The sequence below is a fragment of the Pseudonocardia sp. EV170527-09 genome (assembly GCF_008369905.1).
GTDB lineage: Bacteria > Actinomycetota > Actinomycetes > Mycobacteriales > Pseudonocardiaceae > Pseudonocardia.
In genome coordinates this window covers 43,913-57,928 of sequence record NZ_VRMC01000034.1, presented here as the reverse complement: position 1 = coordinate 57,928, position 14,016 = coordinate 43,913, and the positions used below count along the sequence as shown (strand labels likewise).

At 74.4% G+C, this 14,016-nt stretch carries 17 protein-coding genes; 6 read left to right on the top strand and 11 right to left on the bottom strand.

Annotation, left to right across the window (positions count from 1 at the left end; all coding sequences use genetic code 11):
• Positions 1–388 (bottom strand): helix-turn-helix domain-containing protein (locus FVA95_RS12960; RefSeq protein WP_205015842.1); only part of this gene is annotated, 388 nt, incomplete at its 3' end.
• Positions 389–495: 107 nt separating this feature from the next.
• On the opposite strand from FVA95_RS12960, the gene FVA95_RS12955 reads away from it, so the two are divergent.
• Together FVA95_RS12955 and FVA95_RS12950 are read left to right on the top strand one after the other, a co-directional pair.
• Positions 496–1,323 (top strand): NmrA family NAD(P)-binding protein, encoded by an 828-nt coding sequence (locus FVA95_RS12955; RefSeq protein WP_149664435.1) that lies wholly within the window; start codon positions 496–498, stop codon positions 1,321–1,323.
• A 74-nt stretch (positions 1,324–1,397) separates the two neighbouring features.
• Entirely contained in the window at positions 1,398–1,754 is a 357-nt protein-coding gene (locus tag FVA95_RS12950; protein ID WP_240051451.1) for a tetratricopeptide repeat protein, read from the top strand.
• Here FVA95_RS12950 and FVA95_RS12945 read toward each other — a convergent pair.
• From FVA95_RS12945 to FVA95_RS12940, 3 genes are read right to left on the bottom strand one after another with little or no spacing between them, the layout of a single operon-like run.
• Positions 1,741–2,601, bottom strand: coding sequence for an HTTM domain-containing protein (locus tag FVA95_RS12945; RefSeq protein ID WP_161992295.1), 861 nt, complete (start codon positions 2,599–2,601; stop codon positions 1,741–1,743). The two genes, FVA95_RS12950 and FVA95_RS12945, sit on opposite strands and share 14 nt — an antisense overlap.
• Positions 2,595–2,924 carry a hypothetical protein gene (locus tag FVA95_RS30835; RefSeq protein ID WP_161992294.1) on the bottom strand — a complete coding sequence of 110 codons (330 nt, stop codon included), beginning with the start codon at positions 2,922–2,924 and terminating at the stop codon, positions 2,595–2,597. The genes FVA95_RS12945 and FVA95_RS30835 overlap by 7 nt, the downstream gene beginning before the upstream one ends.
• Positions 2,925–2,963: 39 nt before the next feature.
• Positions 2,964–4,784 (bottom strand): family 16 glycosylhydrolase, encoded by a 1,821-nt coding sequence (locus FVA95_RS12940; RefSeq protein ID WP_149664433.1) that lies wholly within the window; start codon positions 4,782–4,784, stop codon positions 2,964–2,966.
• Between the two features lie 471 nt (positions 4,785–5,255).
• Here FVA95_RS12940 and FVA95_RS12935 point away from each other — a divergent pair, with 471 nt between their 5' ends.
• On the top strand, positions 5,256–6,449 hold the full coding sequence (locus tag FVA95_RS12935; protein WP_240051450.1) for a class I SAM-dependent methyltransferase: 1,194 nt from the start codon (positions 5,256–5,258) through the stop codon (positions 6,447–6,449).
• On the opposite strand, the gene FVA95_RS12930 is transcribed toward FVA95_RS12935, so the two are convergent.
• Positions 6,450–6,884, bottom strand: coding sequence for a VOC family protein (locus FVA95_RS12930; RefSeq protein WP_149664431.1), 435 nt, complete (start codon positions 6,882–6,884; stop codon positions 6,450–6,452).
• Positions 6,885–7,079: 195 nt separating this feature from the next.
• Here FVA95_RS12930 and FVA95_RS12925 point away from each other — a divergent pair, with 195 nt between their 5' ends.
• A complete protein-coding gene (locus FVA95_RS12925; RefSeq protein ID WP_240051449.1) occupies positions 7,080–8,093 on the top strand; it encodes an NAD(P)-dependent alcohol dehydrogenase in 1,014 nt (337 codons plus the stop codon).
• A complete protein-coding gene (locus FVA95_RS12920; RefSeq protein ID WP_149664430.1) occupies positions 8,090–8,647 on the top strand; it encodes a hypothetical protein in 558 nt (185 codons plus the stop codon). Before FVA95_RS12925 ends, FVA95_RS12920 begins: the two co-directional genes overlap by 4 nt.
• Positions 8,648–8,702: 55 nt before the next feature.
• Here FVA95_RS12920 and FVA95_RS12915 read toward each other — a convergent pair whose 3' ends face one another.
• Genes FVA95_RS12915 through FVA95_RS12905 form a run of 3 tightly spaced genes read right to left on the bottom strand, consistent with a single transcriptional unit; the run spans position 8,703 to position 10,698 of the window.
• Positions 8,703–9,452, bottom strand: coding sequence for a hypothetical protein (locus FVA95_RS12915; RefSeq protein ID WP_149664429.1), 750 nt, complete (start codon positions 9,450–9,452; stop codon positions 8,703–8,705).
• On the bottom strand, positions 9,449–10,342 hold the full coding sequence (locus FVA95_RS12910) for an ABC transporter ATP-binding protein (protein WP_149664428.1): 894 nt from the start codon (positions 10,340–10,342) through the stop codon (positions 9,449–9,451). Before FVA95_RS12910 ends, FVA95_RS12915 begins: the two co-directional genes overlap by 4 nt.
• Complete coding sequence (locus FVA95_RS12905; RefSeq protein WP_149664443.1) at positions 10,339–10,698, bottom strand: GntR family transcriptional regulator; 360 nt, start codon at positions 10,696–10,698, stop codon at positions 10,339–10,341. Before FVA95_RS12905 ends, FVA95_RS12910 begins: the two co-directional genes overlap by 4 nt.
• A 160-nt stretch (positions 10,699–10,858) precedes the next feature.
• Here FVA95_RS12905 and FVA95_RS12900 point away from each other — a divergent pair, with 160 nt between their 5' ends.
• Positions 10,859–11,542: a TetR/AcrR family transcriptional regulator gene (locus FVA95_RS12900; protein WP_149664427.1), complete on the top strand. Its 684-nt coding sequence runs from the start codon at positions 10,859–10,861 to the stop codon at positions 11,540–11,542.
• A gap of 81 nt (positions 11,543–11,623) precedes the next feature.
• On the opposite strand, the gene FVA95_RS12895 is transcribed toward FVA95_RS12900, so the two are convergent.
• From FVA95_RS12895 to FVA95_RS12885, 3 genes are all read right to left on the bottom strand, one after another.
• A complete protein-coding gene (locus FVA95_RS12895; RefSeq protein WP_149664426.1) occupies positions 11,624–12,340 on the bottom strand; it encodes a hypothetical protein in 717 nt (238 codons plus the stop codon).
• Entirely contained in the window at positions 12,337–13,197 is an 861-nt protein-coding gene (locus tag FVA95_RS12890; RefSeq protein WP_149664425.1) for an ATP-binding cassette domain-containing protein, read from the bottom strand. The genes FVA95_RS12895 and FVA95_RS12890 overlap by 4 nt, the downstream gene beginning before the upstream one ends.
• A 165-nt stretch (positions 13,198–13,362) precedes the next feature.
• Positions 13,363–13,995 (bottom strand): DedA family protein, encoded by a 633-nt coding sequence (locus tag FVA95_RS12885; RefSeq protein WP_240051448.1) that lies wholly within the window; start codon positions 13,993–13,995, stop codon positions 13,363–13,365.
• Between the last annotated feature and the right edge of the window lie 21 nt (positions 13,996–14,016).

Sequence of the window (14,016 nt, the reverse complement as noted above, 5' to 3'; positions counted from 1 at the left end):
AGGACAGAGCACTGTCCCCGGTCCCGGCAGCCGTGTCATGATCGCGCCCGGGCCAACGACACGTCAGGTCGTCCATCAACCGACACCACAGCCCGTCCCCGGACACGTGGCCGAGCTCGGTCAGGCCGTAGCTGACCTGCGGCGGGGTGGTCGGCACGACCTCGCGGTGCACGAACCCGTCACTCTCCAGGGTGCGCAGGGTCTGCGCCAGCATCTTCTCGCTGATCCCGCCGACGGCCCGGCGGAGCGCGGAGAACCGGTGGTCCCCACGGGACAGGACGACGAGGACGAGCACCGCCCACTTGGACGTCACGTGGTCGAGGACGGACCGCGACGGACAGCTGCTGTTGAACGCGTCACCCGAGAACAGACCCGTGCGCCGTTCCACCTGCGTGCTCACCGTGCATCCACCTACTTACCCCTAGGTACGTACTTACCGATCGAAAGCATATCCGGCAGTGTGGCCACCGTCCACGACGAGATGGGGAGACAGCAATGATCATCGTGACCGGGGCGAGCGGGAAGCTGGGCGGCGCGGCCGTGCGGGCGCTGCTGGAGACCGTGCCGGCGGAGCGGGTGGGCGTGCTCGCCCGGTCCGCGGAGAAGGTCGCCGACCTGGCCGCGGCCGGGGTCCGGGTGCACGTCGGCGACTACGAGGACCCGGCCTCGCTGAAGGCGGCGTTCGCCGGTGCCGACGGTCTGCTCTTCGTGTCCGGCTCCGACGTGACCCCCGGGGTACGCGAGCGCCAGCACGGCAACGTGGTCCGGGCCGCGGCCGAGGCCGGCGTCGGGCACGTCGTCTACACCAGCGCCGTCGGGGCCGACCGGCCCGACGCGCCCGGCTTCCTCGCCGACCACACCGTGACCGAGGGCCTGCTGCGCGACTCCGGACTGCCGGTGACACCGCTGCGCAACAGCTTCTACTCCGACTCGTTCGTCAATCCGGCCGTGGTCGGGGCAGCGATCGAGGCCGGGGAGACGGTCGCCGCGGACGGCGGCAGGCCGCTGAACACCGCCACGATCGCGGACCTGGCGCGGGCGGCCGCCGTCGTCGTGGCGGGTGGGCCGGGCGAGCACGCCGGGCGCGCCTACGAACTGCGCGGTCCGCTGTGGACCTACGACGAGCTGGCCGCGACCATCGCCGCGGAGTCCGGGCGGCCGGTGACCCACCGCCGGATCCCGCTCGACGAGGCAGGTGACCTGGCCTTCCTGGGCGGACTCATCTCGTCGGGACTGTTCGCCGAGCCGTCGGACGATCTCGCGGCGCTGCTCGGCCGTCCGGCGACCGGGATGCCCGAGCTGGTCCGCGCCGCCCTGGCCTGAGCCGGGAACAGAACGACCGGCGCCGCGGTTGTGGTTGACGTATCAACCGAACGGGCCGGAAGGAGGCCGCACCGATGAGGATCGATGCGCTGTCCTGGATGACCGGGACGGAAGCAGGGCCTGCCGACCGGTGGGAGCACGCCGGGTACCTGTTCGACTCCGGCGACCCCGCGGGGGCCGCGACGGTGCTCGCCGAGCTCGTCGCCGAGCAGCCCGAGGCCACCGCGGTCCGGCTGCTGCTGGCCCGCGCGTACTACCACTCCGCACAGCTCGGCCGGGCCGAGACCGAGCTCCGCGAGCTGGTGGAGCGCGAGCCCACCGACGGTTACGCCCACCTGCTCCTGGGGCGCACCCTGCAGCGCCGTTCGCGTCACGACGAGGCCGCGCCGCACCTGCGGCTGGCCGAGGCGATGGGCGTCAGCGCCGGGTGACCGTGCTCGGCAGCGCCGGCTCCGACCGGCGCTGCTGGGGCACCACGACCGGGCCGGTGAGCCCGTCGACGACCGGGACACGGTCGACGAACAGCAGGTAGCCGCCGCAGGTGAGGGTGGCGAACAGCCCGAGCTCGACCGCGGCGTGCACCCCGTCGGACAGCATCACGATCATGCCGAGGTGCAGCCCGAGCCCGGCGACGACGGCGACCGGCCGCAGGCGCGACGACCACAGGCCGAACGCCACGAACAGCTCGGCGAGCACCGCACCGAAGGCCATCGGGACCAGGAACAGCGGGATCAGGACCGCCGACGGGACCAGCACCGAGTCCCACGCCCAGGACGCCAACCCGTTGCCGGACAGGAAGTCCGGGCGGATCTTCGAGAGCGCGGCGTAGACGTAGACGATCGTGATCTGCGCCCGCAGCACCAGCACCGGCGCCGCCCACACCCGGCCGGTCCCCTGGTCACGCCACGAGCGGACCGACCAGGCCGCGTCGGAGTCGGTGAACGACAGCAGGACCGCCACGGTGAACAGCAGGTAGGTGTGGTTGGAGTAGTAGCCCGCGCCCCAGACGAAGCCCGCGGTGCACGACCCGACCACCAGGGCCGCCACCCGCGCGTTCCACCCGACGACGAGGGCCAGCGCCGCCAGCCCCATCACCGCGCCGAGTGCGAGCCAGACCGGTGCGGGCAGCACCGGGCCGACCCCGAAGAGCGGCCCGGCCCGGGTCCCGAGCAGCGGGCTCACGCCGAGCTCCAGCGCCTTCGCCCCGGCGACGAGCCCGACCAGGATGCGGTACCCGGCCAGCGGCCGTGCGGGAAGCGTGTCGGGGATCCTCAGCACGACTGCTCCCGCTCCGGACGGCCGTCCCAGGTCCGGGACACCGCGGTGAGGTCGGGGTTCGCCGCGCACAGCAGGTCCGGGACCGTGGACCCGTAGTGGACGGTCCGCTGTGGCCACGGCAGCGCCCCCGTGTCGAGACTCCGGACGGCGCCGTCGGCGGTCCGTCCGGAGTAGGCGTAGTCGGTCGAGGAGGCGACGAACATGCTCCACGAGTAGCGGCGGGGCGGGTCGGTGGTGATCAGACCGACCGCGGGGATCACGGCCTCCACGACGACGACGCCCGCGAGCAGCCATCCCGCGGTCCTGCGCGTGAGTAGCGACACGTCCGTCCCATCGCGCAACGACGTCCGGGCGTTAGCCGGTCACTTCGGGTCGAGGGAGTAGATCCGGACCCAGTCCACCTCGTAGGTCGCCGGCTGCATGTTGCCACCGAAGAAGTTGTCGAGCTGGATCGTCAGGTGCCCGCTCGGCATGGCCTGGATGTTCCTGCGGCCGGACCGGGCGCCGTCGGAGACGGAGAACCACTCCTTGCCGTCGATGAAGCCCTTCACGTGGTCGGGCGTCCATTCGATCGCGACGTTGTGCCACTCGCTCAGCGGTGCGCCGCAGTTCTTCTCCTTGGCGTGCTCCTGCTGGACCGCGCCGCGTCCGTGCGGGTAGTGGATGAACGCCTCGGCGCACCGCTCGCCGGGGGCACCGTTCTCCAGGAAGTCGTACTCGCCGTCCTGGGGCCAGCGGTCCGACTGCGGCCAGATGATCAGCAGCGGGTGGTACTGCCTGCCGTTGTCCGGGCCGGTGCCCTCGGAGCGGACGCGCGCCTCCCAGCGGCCGTACTGCTGGTTGAACTTCGACGAGATCCAGGCCGAGTCGCCGTTGCGGAGCCCGGTCTGGACGAGCTTGCCGTCCTTCACGGTGGACCGGCTGGCGCAGCGGCCGCCGTTGCCGGCGTGACCGGGCCAGCACTCGCCGGCCTGGTTCCACTTCGCCGGGTCGGGCGGTCCGGTGTAGTCGAACTCGTCCGACGCCGGCAGCGGCGCCCCCCAGCCGTAGCGCTCGGCCGCGCTGGTGGCGCCGGGGCGGGGCCTGCTCTGGTCGGCCGGTCGGGCCGAGGGGTCGGTCACGGCGGGCTCCTCCGTGGGGGCAGCCGGGTCTCCCGGCGACGCGGGCTTGTCGACCGGCGGGGTGGCCGGCTCCGTGGACGGAGTCTCCGCCGGGTCGGGGGCGGGCTGCTCGGCCGGGGCCGTGGGGGTGTCACCCGGGGCCGGGGCGGGCGGGGTCGTTGCCGGCGGGGTCGTTGCCGGCGGGGTCGCCGGCTTCTCCACCGGAGCCGGCGTGTCGGCCGGAGCGGGCTTCTCCGCCGGTGCCGGCTTCTCCGCCGGGGCGGGCTTCTCCGCCGGGGCGGGCTTCTCCGCCGGTGCAGGTGTGTCGACCGGGGCCGGCTTCTCCACCGGGGCGGGCTTGTCCGCCGGAGCAGGCTTGGCTGCCGGAGAAGCGGCCGGCGGGCCTGCGGGCCCGGGGGCCGGAGCCGGTGCCGCAGCCGGAGCGGGCTTGGCCGCCGGAGAAGCGGCCGGCGGAGAAGCGGCCGGCGAGCCCGCGGGCCGGGCGGCCGGAGCCGGCGCCGCGGCCGGGGCGGCGGGCTTCCCGGCCGGTGCCGCGGGAACGGTGGGAGCGGTCCCGGCTGCCGGGACGGGCTTCGCCGCCGGGACCACCGCTGCGGCGGCCGGGTCCCGTGGGGCGGGCGCGGTCCCCGGCACGGTCGGAGCCGTGGCCGGAGGAGCCGGAGCGGTGGCTCCGTCCGCGGGCTTGCCGGAGGGCGCGGCGGGAGCGCCCAGGATGGCCCGCGCGGGCGGCACGGATCCGGAAGCGGCGGGACCGGAGCCGCCGGCCGGACCCGCGGGTGTGGCCGAGGTCGTCGTGTCCTCGGCGCCCCGCACGACGGTCTCGCTCGCCGTCGTGGCACCGGCGCCGGCGGCCCAGGACGACGATCGCAGAGCGGAGTCGACCGGGCCCTCCGAGGTCCCCGACGGGCTGGACGTCGGTTCGGCGAGCACTCCGAGTGCCTCCGGCGCCGCGGGCGGCGACGGCTGCGGGGCGACGCCGGACACGACGGGTGCGCTCGCAGCGGGCAGAGGCGCTCCGTCGTTCAACAGGAGCACCCCTCCGGTGAACAAGACAGCACTCACCGTCACCGCCGCCGCCGCGCTCATCACCGTGCGTCGTGCCAGTCCGTGCCTCATGGCCCCGTTCCCGTCCCATCGGTGTCCGCCTTGTCCGATATCGAGGAAACTAGAAGCACACAGTGCACAACAGCCACACCCGCCACTCTTATGAGGGATGAACTCACCCTCACGGCGGTCACCCGAATCCATCCGGCGCGCCGATTGCGCTGTGACACAAGGGAACGGGGGGATAATCGGGATCAGTGGGACGACGGGGATAAGCCCACTGCTCCGTTCGAGCGGTCGACGCGGTCCGCCGCTGGTCAGGGCCGGGTCGGCAGCGTCTCCGGTACGCGCCGCCGACCAGCATCGCGACCGGCGACAGCGCCCCGGTCACGGCGGACGCCGGCCCGTGGCTCCAGCCCACCGCGAGTGCTCCGGCGGTCGGTGGGGCCGTCGGCCGGAGTCGCTCCCGGCGCCGTGGAGACTGGGGTCGTGATCGACGATCCGATCGCCCGGCTGGAGCGGCTCGCCGGGCCGGAGGGCACCGCGCTGCTGAACCGGCTCGCCGTCGCCGACCGGGGCGGCGACGCCGCGCTGCGACTGGGTACCGCGTTGCGCCGCGAGCACGACGCCGAGCTGGTCGCCGACGCGATGGCCCAAGCCGACCTGCGCGACCGGGCGACCCGCAAGTTCGCACGGGCACGGCAGATGTGGTTCACCCGCGACGGGCTCGAGCAGGCGTCGTCGGAGGTGATCGCGCGGCACCGCGCCGCGCGGTTCGCCGGTCGCACGGTCTTCGACCTGTGTTGCGGGATCGGCGGGGACCTGGTGTCGCTCGTCGCCGCGGGGCACGACGTCACCGGCGTCGACCTCGACCCGGTGCACCTGTGGATGGCGACCCGCAACGCCGCGGTACACGGCGGGCGGGCCCGCACGGTGCGTGCCGACGTCCGCGATGTCGAGCTGTCCGGCGCCGACGGTGTCTTCGTCGACCCCGCCCGGCGCGCCGGCGGCGGCCGGCTGCGCACCGGGGAGTCCGAGCCGCCGCTGGAGTGGTGCGTCGGGCTGACCGGCCGGGTCGGCGCGGTGGGGGTCAAGGCGGCCCCGGGCATCGACCACGACACCGTCCCGGCCGGCTGGGAGATCGAGTTCCTCGCGCTCGGGCGCGAGCTGAAGGAGGCGTGCGCCTGGTCGCCGGCGTTGGCCGGGGCCCGCACGCGCGCCACCGTCGTCCACGACGACGGGGTGCACCAGCTCTCCGGCGAACCCGACCCGCCGGACGGGGACACCGGGATCGCGGTCGGCGAGCCGGGCGGGTGGCTGCTGGACCCGAACCCGGCCGTCACCCGCGCCGGACTGGTGTCGGCGCTCGCGCGGGCCACGTCGACGTCGCGGATCGACCCACGGATCGCGTTCCTGACCGGCGACGACGAGCCCCCGCCCACCCCGTTCGCCCGCCCGCTGCGGGTTCTCGACTCCCGCCCGTGGGACCAGAAGCGGCTGCCGCGTCTGCTGCGCGACCTGGACGTCGGAGCGGTCGACGTGCGCCGCCGCGGCCTGGCCGGCGACGTCGAGGCGCTCGCCCGCAGGCTGCGCGGCCGCGGGTCGCGGCACGCGACCGTGGTGATGACCCGGGTCGAGGACCGGCCGTGGGGCCTGGTCTGCGTGGAGCCCGGCAGCGCCTGATCAGGCGCGCCCGGGGAAGTGGATGAACTCCAGCGTGATGCCGTCCGGGTCGCGGAACTCCAGGGTGGCGTAGGCGGTCGGGTCGGTCCGGTCGACGACGCCGCCGTGCGCCACCGTGAGCGTGTCCAGCCAGGCGGCCCAGTCGTCGAGGGTGGCCCGGTCCGCGACGCCGAACGCCAGGTGGTCCAGGGCCCCGCGGACCGGGCTGCCGTCGCCGTCGGCGTGCAGCTCGATCATCACCCCGGTGACCGCGTCGAGCAGCAGGGCCGCCTTCTCCGGGTCGCCACCGCCCGCACCGTGGTGCGGGAAGGTCATCGGCAGCCGTTGAAGCCCGAGGACGCGCTGGTACCACAGCGCACTGGACTCCACGTCGGTCACGACGGCCGACACGTGGTGGAAGCCGGTGACCGCCGGTCGTTCGATGGCCGAACCCATGCGCGTCCTTCTCCTCGCCGGCCACCCGCGGGATGACCGGGCCTGCTCCTCGTCGCGGTGCAGTACACCACCGGCGCCCGCCCGGGGTGCGGACGGCCGCCGGCCCGTGCTCGTCCGCGCGGGTACCGGTACGTCCCGCCCGGTCGATGTGTGTCGCGTTGCCCGCCCCCGGCCGGGCGTGGAACCGTCGGGGCCGTGACGACGATCGCCGAGGTCCCCGAGTCCATGCGGTGCAGCGTGCTGCGTGCCGCCGGAGAGCTGCAGGTCCAGCAGCGCCCGGTCCCCCGCCCCGGCCCGCGCGAGGTGCTGGTGCGGGTCGCCTCGGTCGGCACCTGCGGCTCGGACGTGCACTACTTCCGGCACGGCCGGATCGGGGAGTTCGTGCTGCGTGAGCCGATGGTGCTCGGGCACGAGCCGTCCGGGCGGATCGTCGGCGTCGGCGAGGGCGTCGACACCCGCCGGATCGGCGAGCGGGTCTCGCTGGAGCCGGGCGTGCCGTGCCGGCGCTGCCGCTACTGCCACACCGGCGCCTACAACCTGTGCCCGGACATGGTCTTCTTCGCGACCCCGCCGATCGACGGCGCGTTCGCCGAGTACGTGACGGTCGCCGACGACTTCGCCCACCCCGTCCCCGAGCACGTCTCCGACGACGCCGCCGCGCTCCTCGAACCGCTCTCGGTCGCGCTGTGGGCGCATCACAAGGCGCGCACCGGGGCCGGGTCGCGGGTGCTCGTCGCCGGCGCCGGGCCGATCGGCCTGCTCGTCGCGCAGGTGGCCGCGGTGCTCGGGGCCTCGGAGGTCGTCGTCAGTGACCCGGACCCGGCGCGTGCCGCGCTGGCCCGCGACTTCGGGGCGACCGACGTCGTCGCCCCGGGTACCGACGTGTCCGGGGTGGACGCCTTCGTCGACTGTTCCGGGGTGCCGGCAGCGGTGCTGGGCGGACTGCCCGCGGTCCGCCCCGGCGGCACCGCGGTGCTGGTCGGGATGGGCGCCGACGAGATGACACTGCCGGTGTCGGCGCTGCAGTCCCGCGAGATCACCCTGACCGGCACCTTCCGCTACGCCAACACCTGGCCCACCGCAGTGCGCCTGGCCACCACCGGCGCGGTGGACCTGGACCGGCTGGTCACCGGGCACGTCGACCTCGACCACGTCGGCGACGCGCTGTCCCCCGACCCGTCGCAGGTCAAGGTGGTCGTGCGTCCGTGAGGCTCGCCGCCGGTCCCGGGTGGACCGACGTCGTCGCCGGGCTCGTGGGCGCCGCGCCCGCCGGCCCGGCCGGGAACAGGCTGGTCACCGTCGACGGCTTCTCCGGGGCCGGGAAGTCGACCCGGGCCCGGGAGCTGGCCGACCGGCTCGCCGCCCCGTTGCTCGAGGTCGAGGACCTGTGCCCCGGCTGGGACGGCCTGGCCAGGGTCCCGGCGCTGGCCCGGCGCGGGATCGGGGACCCGCTGGCCGCCGGGACGACGCTGCGCTGGACGTCGTGGGACTGGGTGCACGATCGGCCGGGGCCGGAGCGCACGCTCGCACCGGCACCCGTCGTCGTGCTGGAGGGCTGCGGGAGCGGCGCGGCCGAGCTCGCGCCGGTGACCGCGCTCGCGATCTGGGTGGACGCGCCCGCCGACAAGCGGGAGCGGCGGCTGCGGGATCGGGCGGACTGGCCCGGCTACGCCCCGTTCCGCGACGGCTGGCGCCGGGCCGAGCAGGAGCTGGCCCGCTCCGGGGGTGCCCCGGAGCGGGCCGAGGTCGTGCTGCACGGGTGAGCGCGGACGGGGCCCGGCACCACCCCCCACGAGGGTGCCGGGCCCTGCCGCGCCGTCAGACCCGGGCGCGCCGGACGACGAGGTAGCCGCCGACGGCGGCGAGCACTCCCACCAGCAGTGGGTAGCCGGCGAGCAGCAGCGGCACCGGCGTCCCGGTGAGGAACCGGCCGACCGCCGGCCATGCCTGCTGCAGCGTCACCAGCACCACGGCCACCCCGACGACCAGGCCGGCACCGACGCCCAGCGCCCACACCCCGAGCTGCCCCCAGCGCCGGAAGACCGCCCCGAACAGCAGGAACACCGCACCGATCACGAACATCGGGACCCAGTAGCAGAGCAGCGTCAGCAGTACGTTCTGCCCCGACAGGAACCCCACCGCGAAGAACTGCATCCCGACACCCCAGCCGCCGGTCGCCCCCTCGATCTCCAGCAGCACGGTCAGCAGCACCGAGTGCAGCAGGGTCTCGACGGCGAGCAGGGACAGCACCCCGGTGTAGAAGTGCCGCCGGGTGATGCCCAGGCTCAGCGCGAACGGCATCACCTGCGTCATCGCGATCAGGTACTGCGACCCCACGATGAAGAACATCGCGGTGAGCGCACCGGTGATCCCGCCGTCGGTGGAGCCGACCCCCGCCTGGACGGCCCAGAAGATGGCCAGGTTGATCGCGAAGATGACGGCAAGGATGACCCAGGGGATGCCGACCCGGTTGCGGGCGTCGACGAGGTTCATCCGGAGCACCGCGGCCAGCCTGCTCCCGGTGGTCACGGGACGGTCGACCTCGGCGACGGCAGCGGCGGCGGTCATGACAGGACCTTCCGGTCGGCGCGGGCGGCGGAGTTCTGCTGGGTGGTGCGCACGACGAGCTGCTGCAGCGAGACCGGCTCGAACTGCAGCTCCGGTGGCGTGGGCTCGGACGCGGCGCCGGAGAGCGTCACGCGCAGGAAGCCGCCCATCTGCTCGCGGTGCAGCTCGACGTGCCCGCCGGCGAACCGCTCGACGGCCTCGACCGGACCGGTCACGGTGACGGCGCTCCCCCGCAGGTCCTCGGCGTCGGAGTCGATGAGGATCCGGCCGCCGTCGATCAGGACGACGTGCTCGATCAGGTCGGACACCTCGTCGATGAGGTGCGTGGACAGCACCACGGTGCGCGGGTGCTCGGCGTAGTCGGCGAGCAGGCGGTCGTAGAACAGCTGGCGGGCGACGGCGTCGAGACCGAGGTAGGGCTCGTCGAAGAAGGTCAGCGGGGCCCGCGACGCGAGACCGATGATCACGCCCACCGCGGAGACCTGGCCGCGGGAGAGCTTCTTGGCCCGCCGGGTGCGCGGGAGCGCGAACTCCTCGACCAGCTGGTCGGCGAACGCCTGGTCCCAGTGCGGGTACACGGTCGCGGCGGCGCGCAGTGCGTGCCCGACGGTGTAGGAGTCCGGGTACTTCAGCGACTCGCGGATGAAGCAGGTGCGGGCGAGCACCGGTGCGTTCTCGTAGGGCTGCTCGCCGAAGATCTCGGCACGCCCGGAGGACGCGAAGTTCTGCGCGGTGAGGATCTGCATCGCGGTGGTCTTGCCGGCGCCGTTGCGGCCGAGCAGCCCGTGGATGTGGTTCTCCTCCAGCGCGAACGTCACGTCGTCGAGCGCGGTCACGTCGCTGCCGTAGCGCTTCGTGACGCCGTGCATGGCGATCACGTTCGTACTCATCGGTCGTCCCCCCAGACGTCGATCATCTTCTTGAGCTGCTCGGGGTCGATCCCGAGCTTGCGGGCCTCGGTGACCAGCGGCGCGATGTACTGCCGGGCGAAGTCCTCACGGCGGCTCTCCAACAACCGGGTCCGCGCCCCCTGCGCGACGAACATGCCGATCCCCCGTCTCTTGTAGAGCACACCCCGTGCGACCAGCTGGTTGAGACCCTTCGCCGCGGTGGCCGGGTTGATCCGGTGGAACGCGGCGAGCTCGTTGCTGGACGGAACCTGGGTCTCCTCCGGGTAGGTCCCGTCCACCACGGCGGACGCGATGTCCTCCGCGATCTGCGCGAACAACGGGCGGCCGTCGTCGATCACGGCGGCCTCACGGTGCCGCAGCTCGGTGGTTCATTACTCATGTAATGAACCATAGGACTAACAAGCCACCACGTCCAGGGGCGGCCGCTACTTTCCGCTCGGCAGAGCATTGCTCTCGTCGTCGACCATTGTTCATGCGGTGCTCTACGGTGACCCGGTGAACGCCTCCCGCACCGCCCGCGAGCGGGCCCGCGCCGAGCTCGTCTCCGAGATCACCGCGGCGGCGCGCCGCCAGCTGGCCGAGACCGGCGCGGCCGCGCTGTCCATGCGTGCCGTGTCCCGCGAGATCGGGATGGTGTCCTCGGCGCTGCACCGCTACTTCCCCACCCGCGACGACCTGCTCACTGCGCTGATCGTGCAGAGCTACGACGCCCTCGCCGACGCCCTCGCCGCGGCCGACCCCGGCTCCGGCCCGGCTGAGCACTGGCGGGCGATCGCGCAGGCCCTGCGCAGCTGGGCGCTGGCCAACCCCCACGAGTACGCGTTGATCTACGGCTCCCCCGTGCCGGGCTACCACGCGCCGACCGGCACCGTCCCCGTCGCGTCCCGGGTCCTGGAGCCGCTCGCCGGCGCCCTGGCCACCGCGCACGTCGCGGGGACGCTCGTCGACGCGCCCGAGCCGGACCCCGCGCTCGCCGCCGACGCCGACCGCATCCGCGTCGCACTGGGCCTCCCGGACCTGTCCGACGGGGCCGTGTTCGCCGCCCTCACCGCATGGACCGGGCTGCTCGGGCACCTGTCCTTCGAGCTGTTCGGTCAGTTCGAGAACGCCGTCGACGCCCGTGACGCGCTGTTCGCGGGCACCGTCGAGCGCCTGGGCAGGGTCGCGGGCCTGCTCTGAGCACTCCTCCGGTCCGGGAGCGGCGCCGCCCGATGCCGGTCGAACCGGCTCCGGGTGAGCAGCGCAGGTCAGCGGCGCAGGTCAGCGGCGCAGCCGCCCGGCGAGCCGGCCGAGACGTGCGCCCAGGTCGCCCGGCCCACCACCCTGCTCGACCCGGACGACCAGCGCCGTCGCCGCGACCGCCACCAGCAGCGCGACGATCAGGTCGCCGAACGGCCCCACCCCGAGGCGCCCACTCCCCAGCGCCGCGGCCGCGGTCCCGACCGGCGGCAGCCACGGCTGCGTCCCGGTCACCACGAGCACGACCAGCGCACCGATCAGCGCCACGCCCTCGTTGCGGATCACCGGCCGCGAGAACACCGACCCCACCGCGGCGCCGGTGATCCCGCAGGCCAGATGGGCGAGCAGGCCGTCGAGCAGGCTCCCGGTCGTCGCCGTGCCCCAGGCGGCGATCACGCCCCACACCACGGCGAGCAGCCCGAGCAGCGCCACGCCCGCCGTCGCGGCGATCAGCACGCCGGCCGCGACCGGCCACGGGCCACCCGCGGCGGACAGGGTGACGGCGCGGGAGTCGTCGTCCTCGGACTCGGCCAGCGTGTGTGCCAGCCAGGCCCCGACCGGATAGAGCAGCAGCGCGCTGGCCGCCCACGGCGCGGGCAGCGGGCCGGATGCCCCGCCGAACAGCACGGCGAGGACGCCGGCGTAGAGCACCAGCGGGGCGACGAAGCGTTCGGTGCGGCCGACGTCCTCGCCCAGCAGCATCGCGACGGCGAACGCCGAGCGCATCCGCCGCGTCACCGGCGACCTCTCGGGGGAGCCGGACGGACCGGGCGCACCGAACGGACCGCGCAGCCCGCGGCGAGCGCGGCCGCCAGCCAGGCGTCGCTCTCCGGGGCGGGGACCCGAACGGTGAACCGGCCCGGCGCCGCGCCCTCGACGCGGGCGGGCGGCAGCACCCGTTCCAGCAGCGGGCGGGGGTCGCCCGCGCAGGCCATGTCCAGGCGCATCATCGTCCCGGGCGGCGGCGCGGTCGGCAGCGGCACGGAGTCCGGGTCGGAGGCGGTCGCGATCCGGCCCTCACGCAGCCGGTGCAGGCGGGCGCCGGGCAGGCCCGCCGCGGTGCCGGTGTGGTCGGTCAGCAGGGTCGGGGCGGCCCGCGCGGCGAGCAGCCTGGTCAGGGCGTCCGCGGCGTCGTCGTCGAGGCCGTTCCAGGGCTCGTCGAGCACGAGCAGCCCTGGCTCGCAGGCCAGCGCCTGCACCAGCCCGACCTTGCGGGCGTTGCCGGTGGACAGGTCGGCCATCGGCTCGTCGTCGTCACCGTCGTACCCGAGCTCGGTCAGGAGTTCCTCGGCGCGGTCGGCGGCGTCGTCGATGTCCACGCCGCGCACCCGGGCGATGTGGTCGAGCCAGCGTCGCGGGGTCAGCTTGCGGGCGGCCGGGGAGCGGTCGGGCAGGTAGCCGACGACCTCGGGGACGTCCTCGACCTCACCCGCGGTCGGGGCGAGCGCGCCGGCGGCGACCCGCAGCAGCGTGGACTTGCCCGCCCCGTTGCCACCCCGCACGACGGTCGGCACGGCCGGGTCGATGTCGAGGTCGGCGCCGCGCAGCGCGACCACCCCCGACGGGTGGGTGTGGTGGATCCCGACCAGGCGCACCCGACCACCTCCACCGCTCGTCTCCCGCGTGCGTGACGATCAGGTTCGCACAGCGGCGCAGCCGTCCGGGCCGGCGGTGGCACGGCGGTACGGCCCGTGGCGAGGGCGGTACGCAGGGCTGTCGAGATCACCCGTTCGGCGCAGCCGGGCGTCGGCTCGGCGCGTTCAGCCGGTCCCGGCCGACACCGCGGCGTCGCGGTTGCGGCGCTGTCGGAGCTTTCGCACGACCAGCCACACGATCACCGCCGCGCCGAGCACGGCGACGACCCTGCTGATCGGCGACATGTAGACCTCGATGACCTCCCAGCGCTCACCGAGCGCGAAGCCGAGGGAGACGAACAGCGCGTTCCAGACACCGCTGCCGAGCGCGGACAACGCGGTGAACCGCAGCAGCGGCATCCGGGCGATCCCGGCCGGGATCGAGATGAGGCTGCGCACGATGGGGATGCAGCGCCCGCCGAGGACGAACCAGTTGCCCCAGCGCTCGAACAGCGCCAGCCCCTTCTCCAGGTCCTTCTGGCTGGAGACGACGAACCAGCGGCGGCCGCACAGCCGGTGCACCCGTTCGTAGCCGAGCCAGTGCCCCAGTGCGTAGAGCACGAGCGCACCGGCGACGGCACCCATCGTGGCCGCCGCCCAGACGCCGACGGGGCTCATCGCGCCGGTCGAGGCGCGGAAGCCGCCCAGCGGGAGGATCACCTCCGACGGGATCGGTGGGATCACGTTCTCCAGAAAGATCAACAACCCGATGCCTGCGGCGCCGAGCCGGTCCACGATGTCGAACACCCACTGCGTCACGCACCCCATGGTGCCTGAAGA

Excerpts from the sequence above, each read along its gene's own strand:
- FVA95_RS12955 (WP_149664435.1), top strand. The coding sequence starts at position 496 with ATGATCATCGTGACCGGGGCGAGCGGGAAGCTGGGCGGCGCGGCCGTG.
- FVA95_RS12950 (WP_240051451.1), top strand. The coding sequence starts at position 1,398 with ATGAGGATCGATGCGCTGTCCTGGATGACCGGGACGGAAGCAGGGCCT.
- FVA95_RS12930 (WP_149664431.1), bottom strand. The coding sequence starts at position 6,884 with ATGGGTTCGGCCATCGAACGACCGGCGGTCACCGGCTTCCACCACGTG.
- FVA95_RS12915 (WP_149664429.1), bottom strand. The coding sequence starts at position 9,452 with ATGACCGCCGCCGCTGCCGTCGCCGAGGTCGACCGTCCCGTGACCACC.
- FVA95_RS12910 (WP_149664428.1), bottom strand. The coding sequence starts at position 10,342 with ATGAGTACGAACGTGATCGCCATGCACGGCGTCACGAAGCGCTACGGC.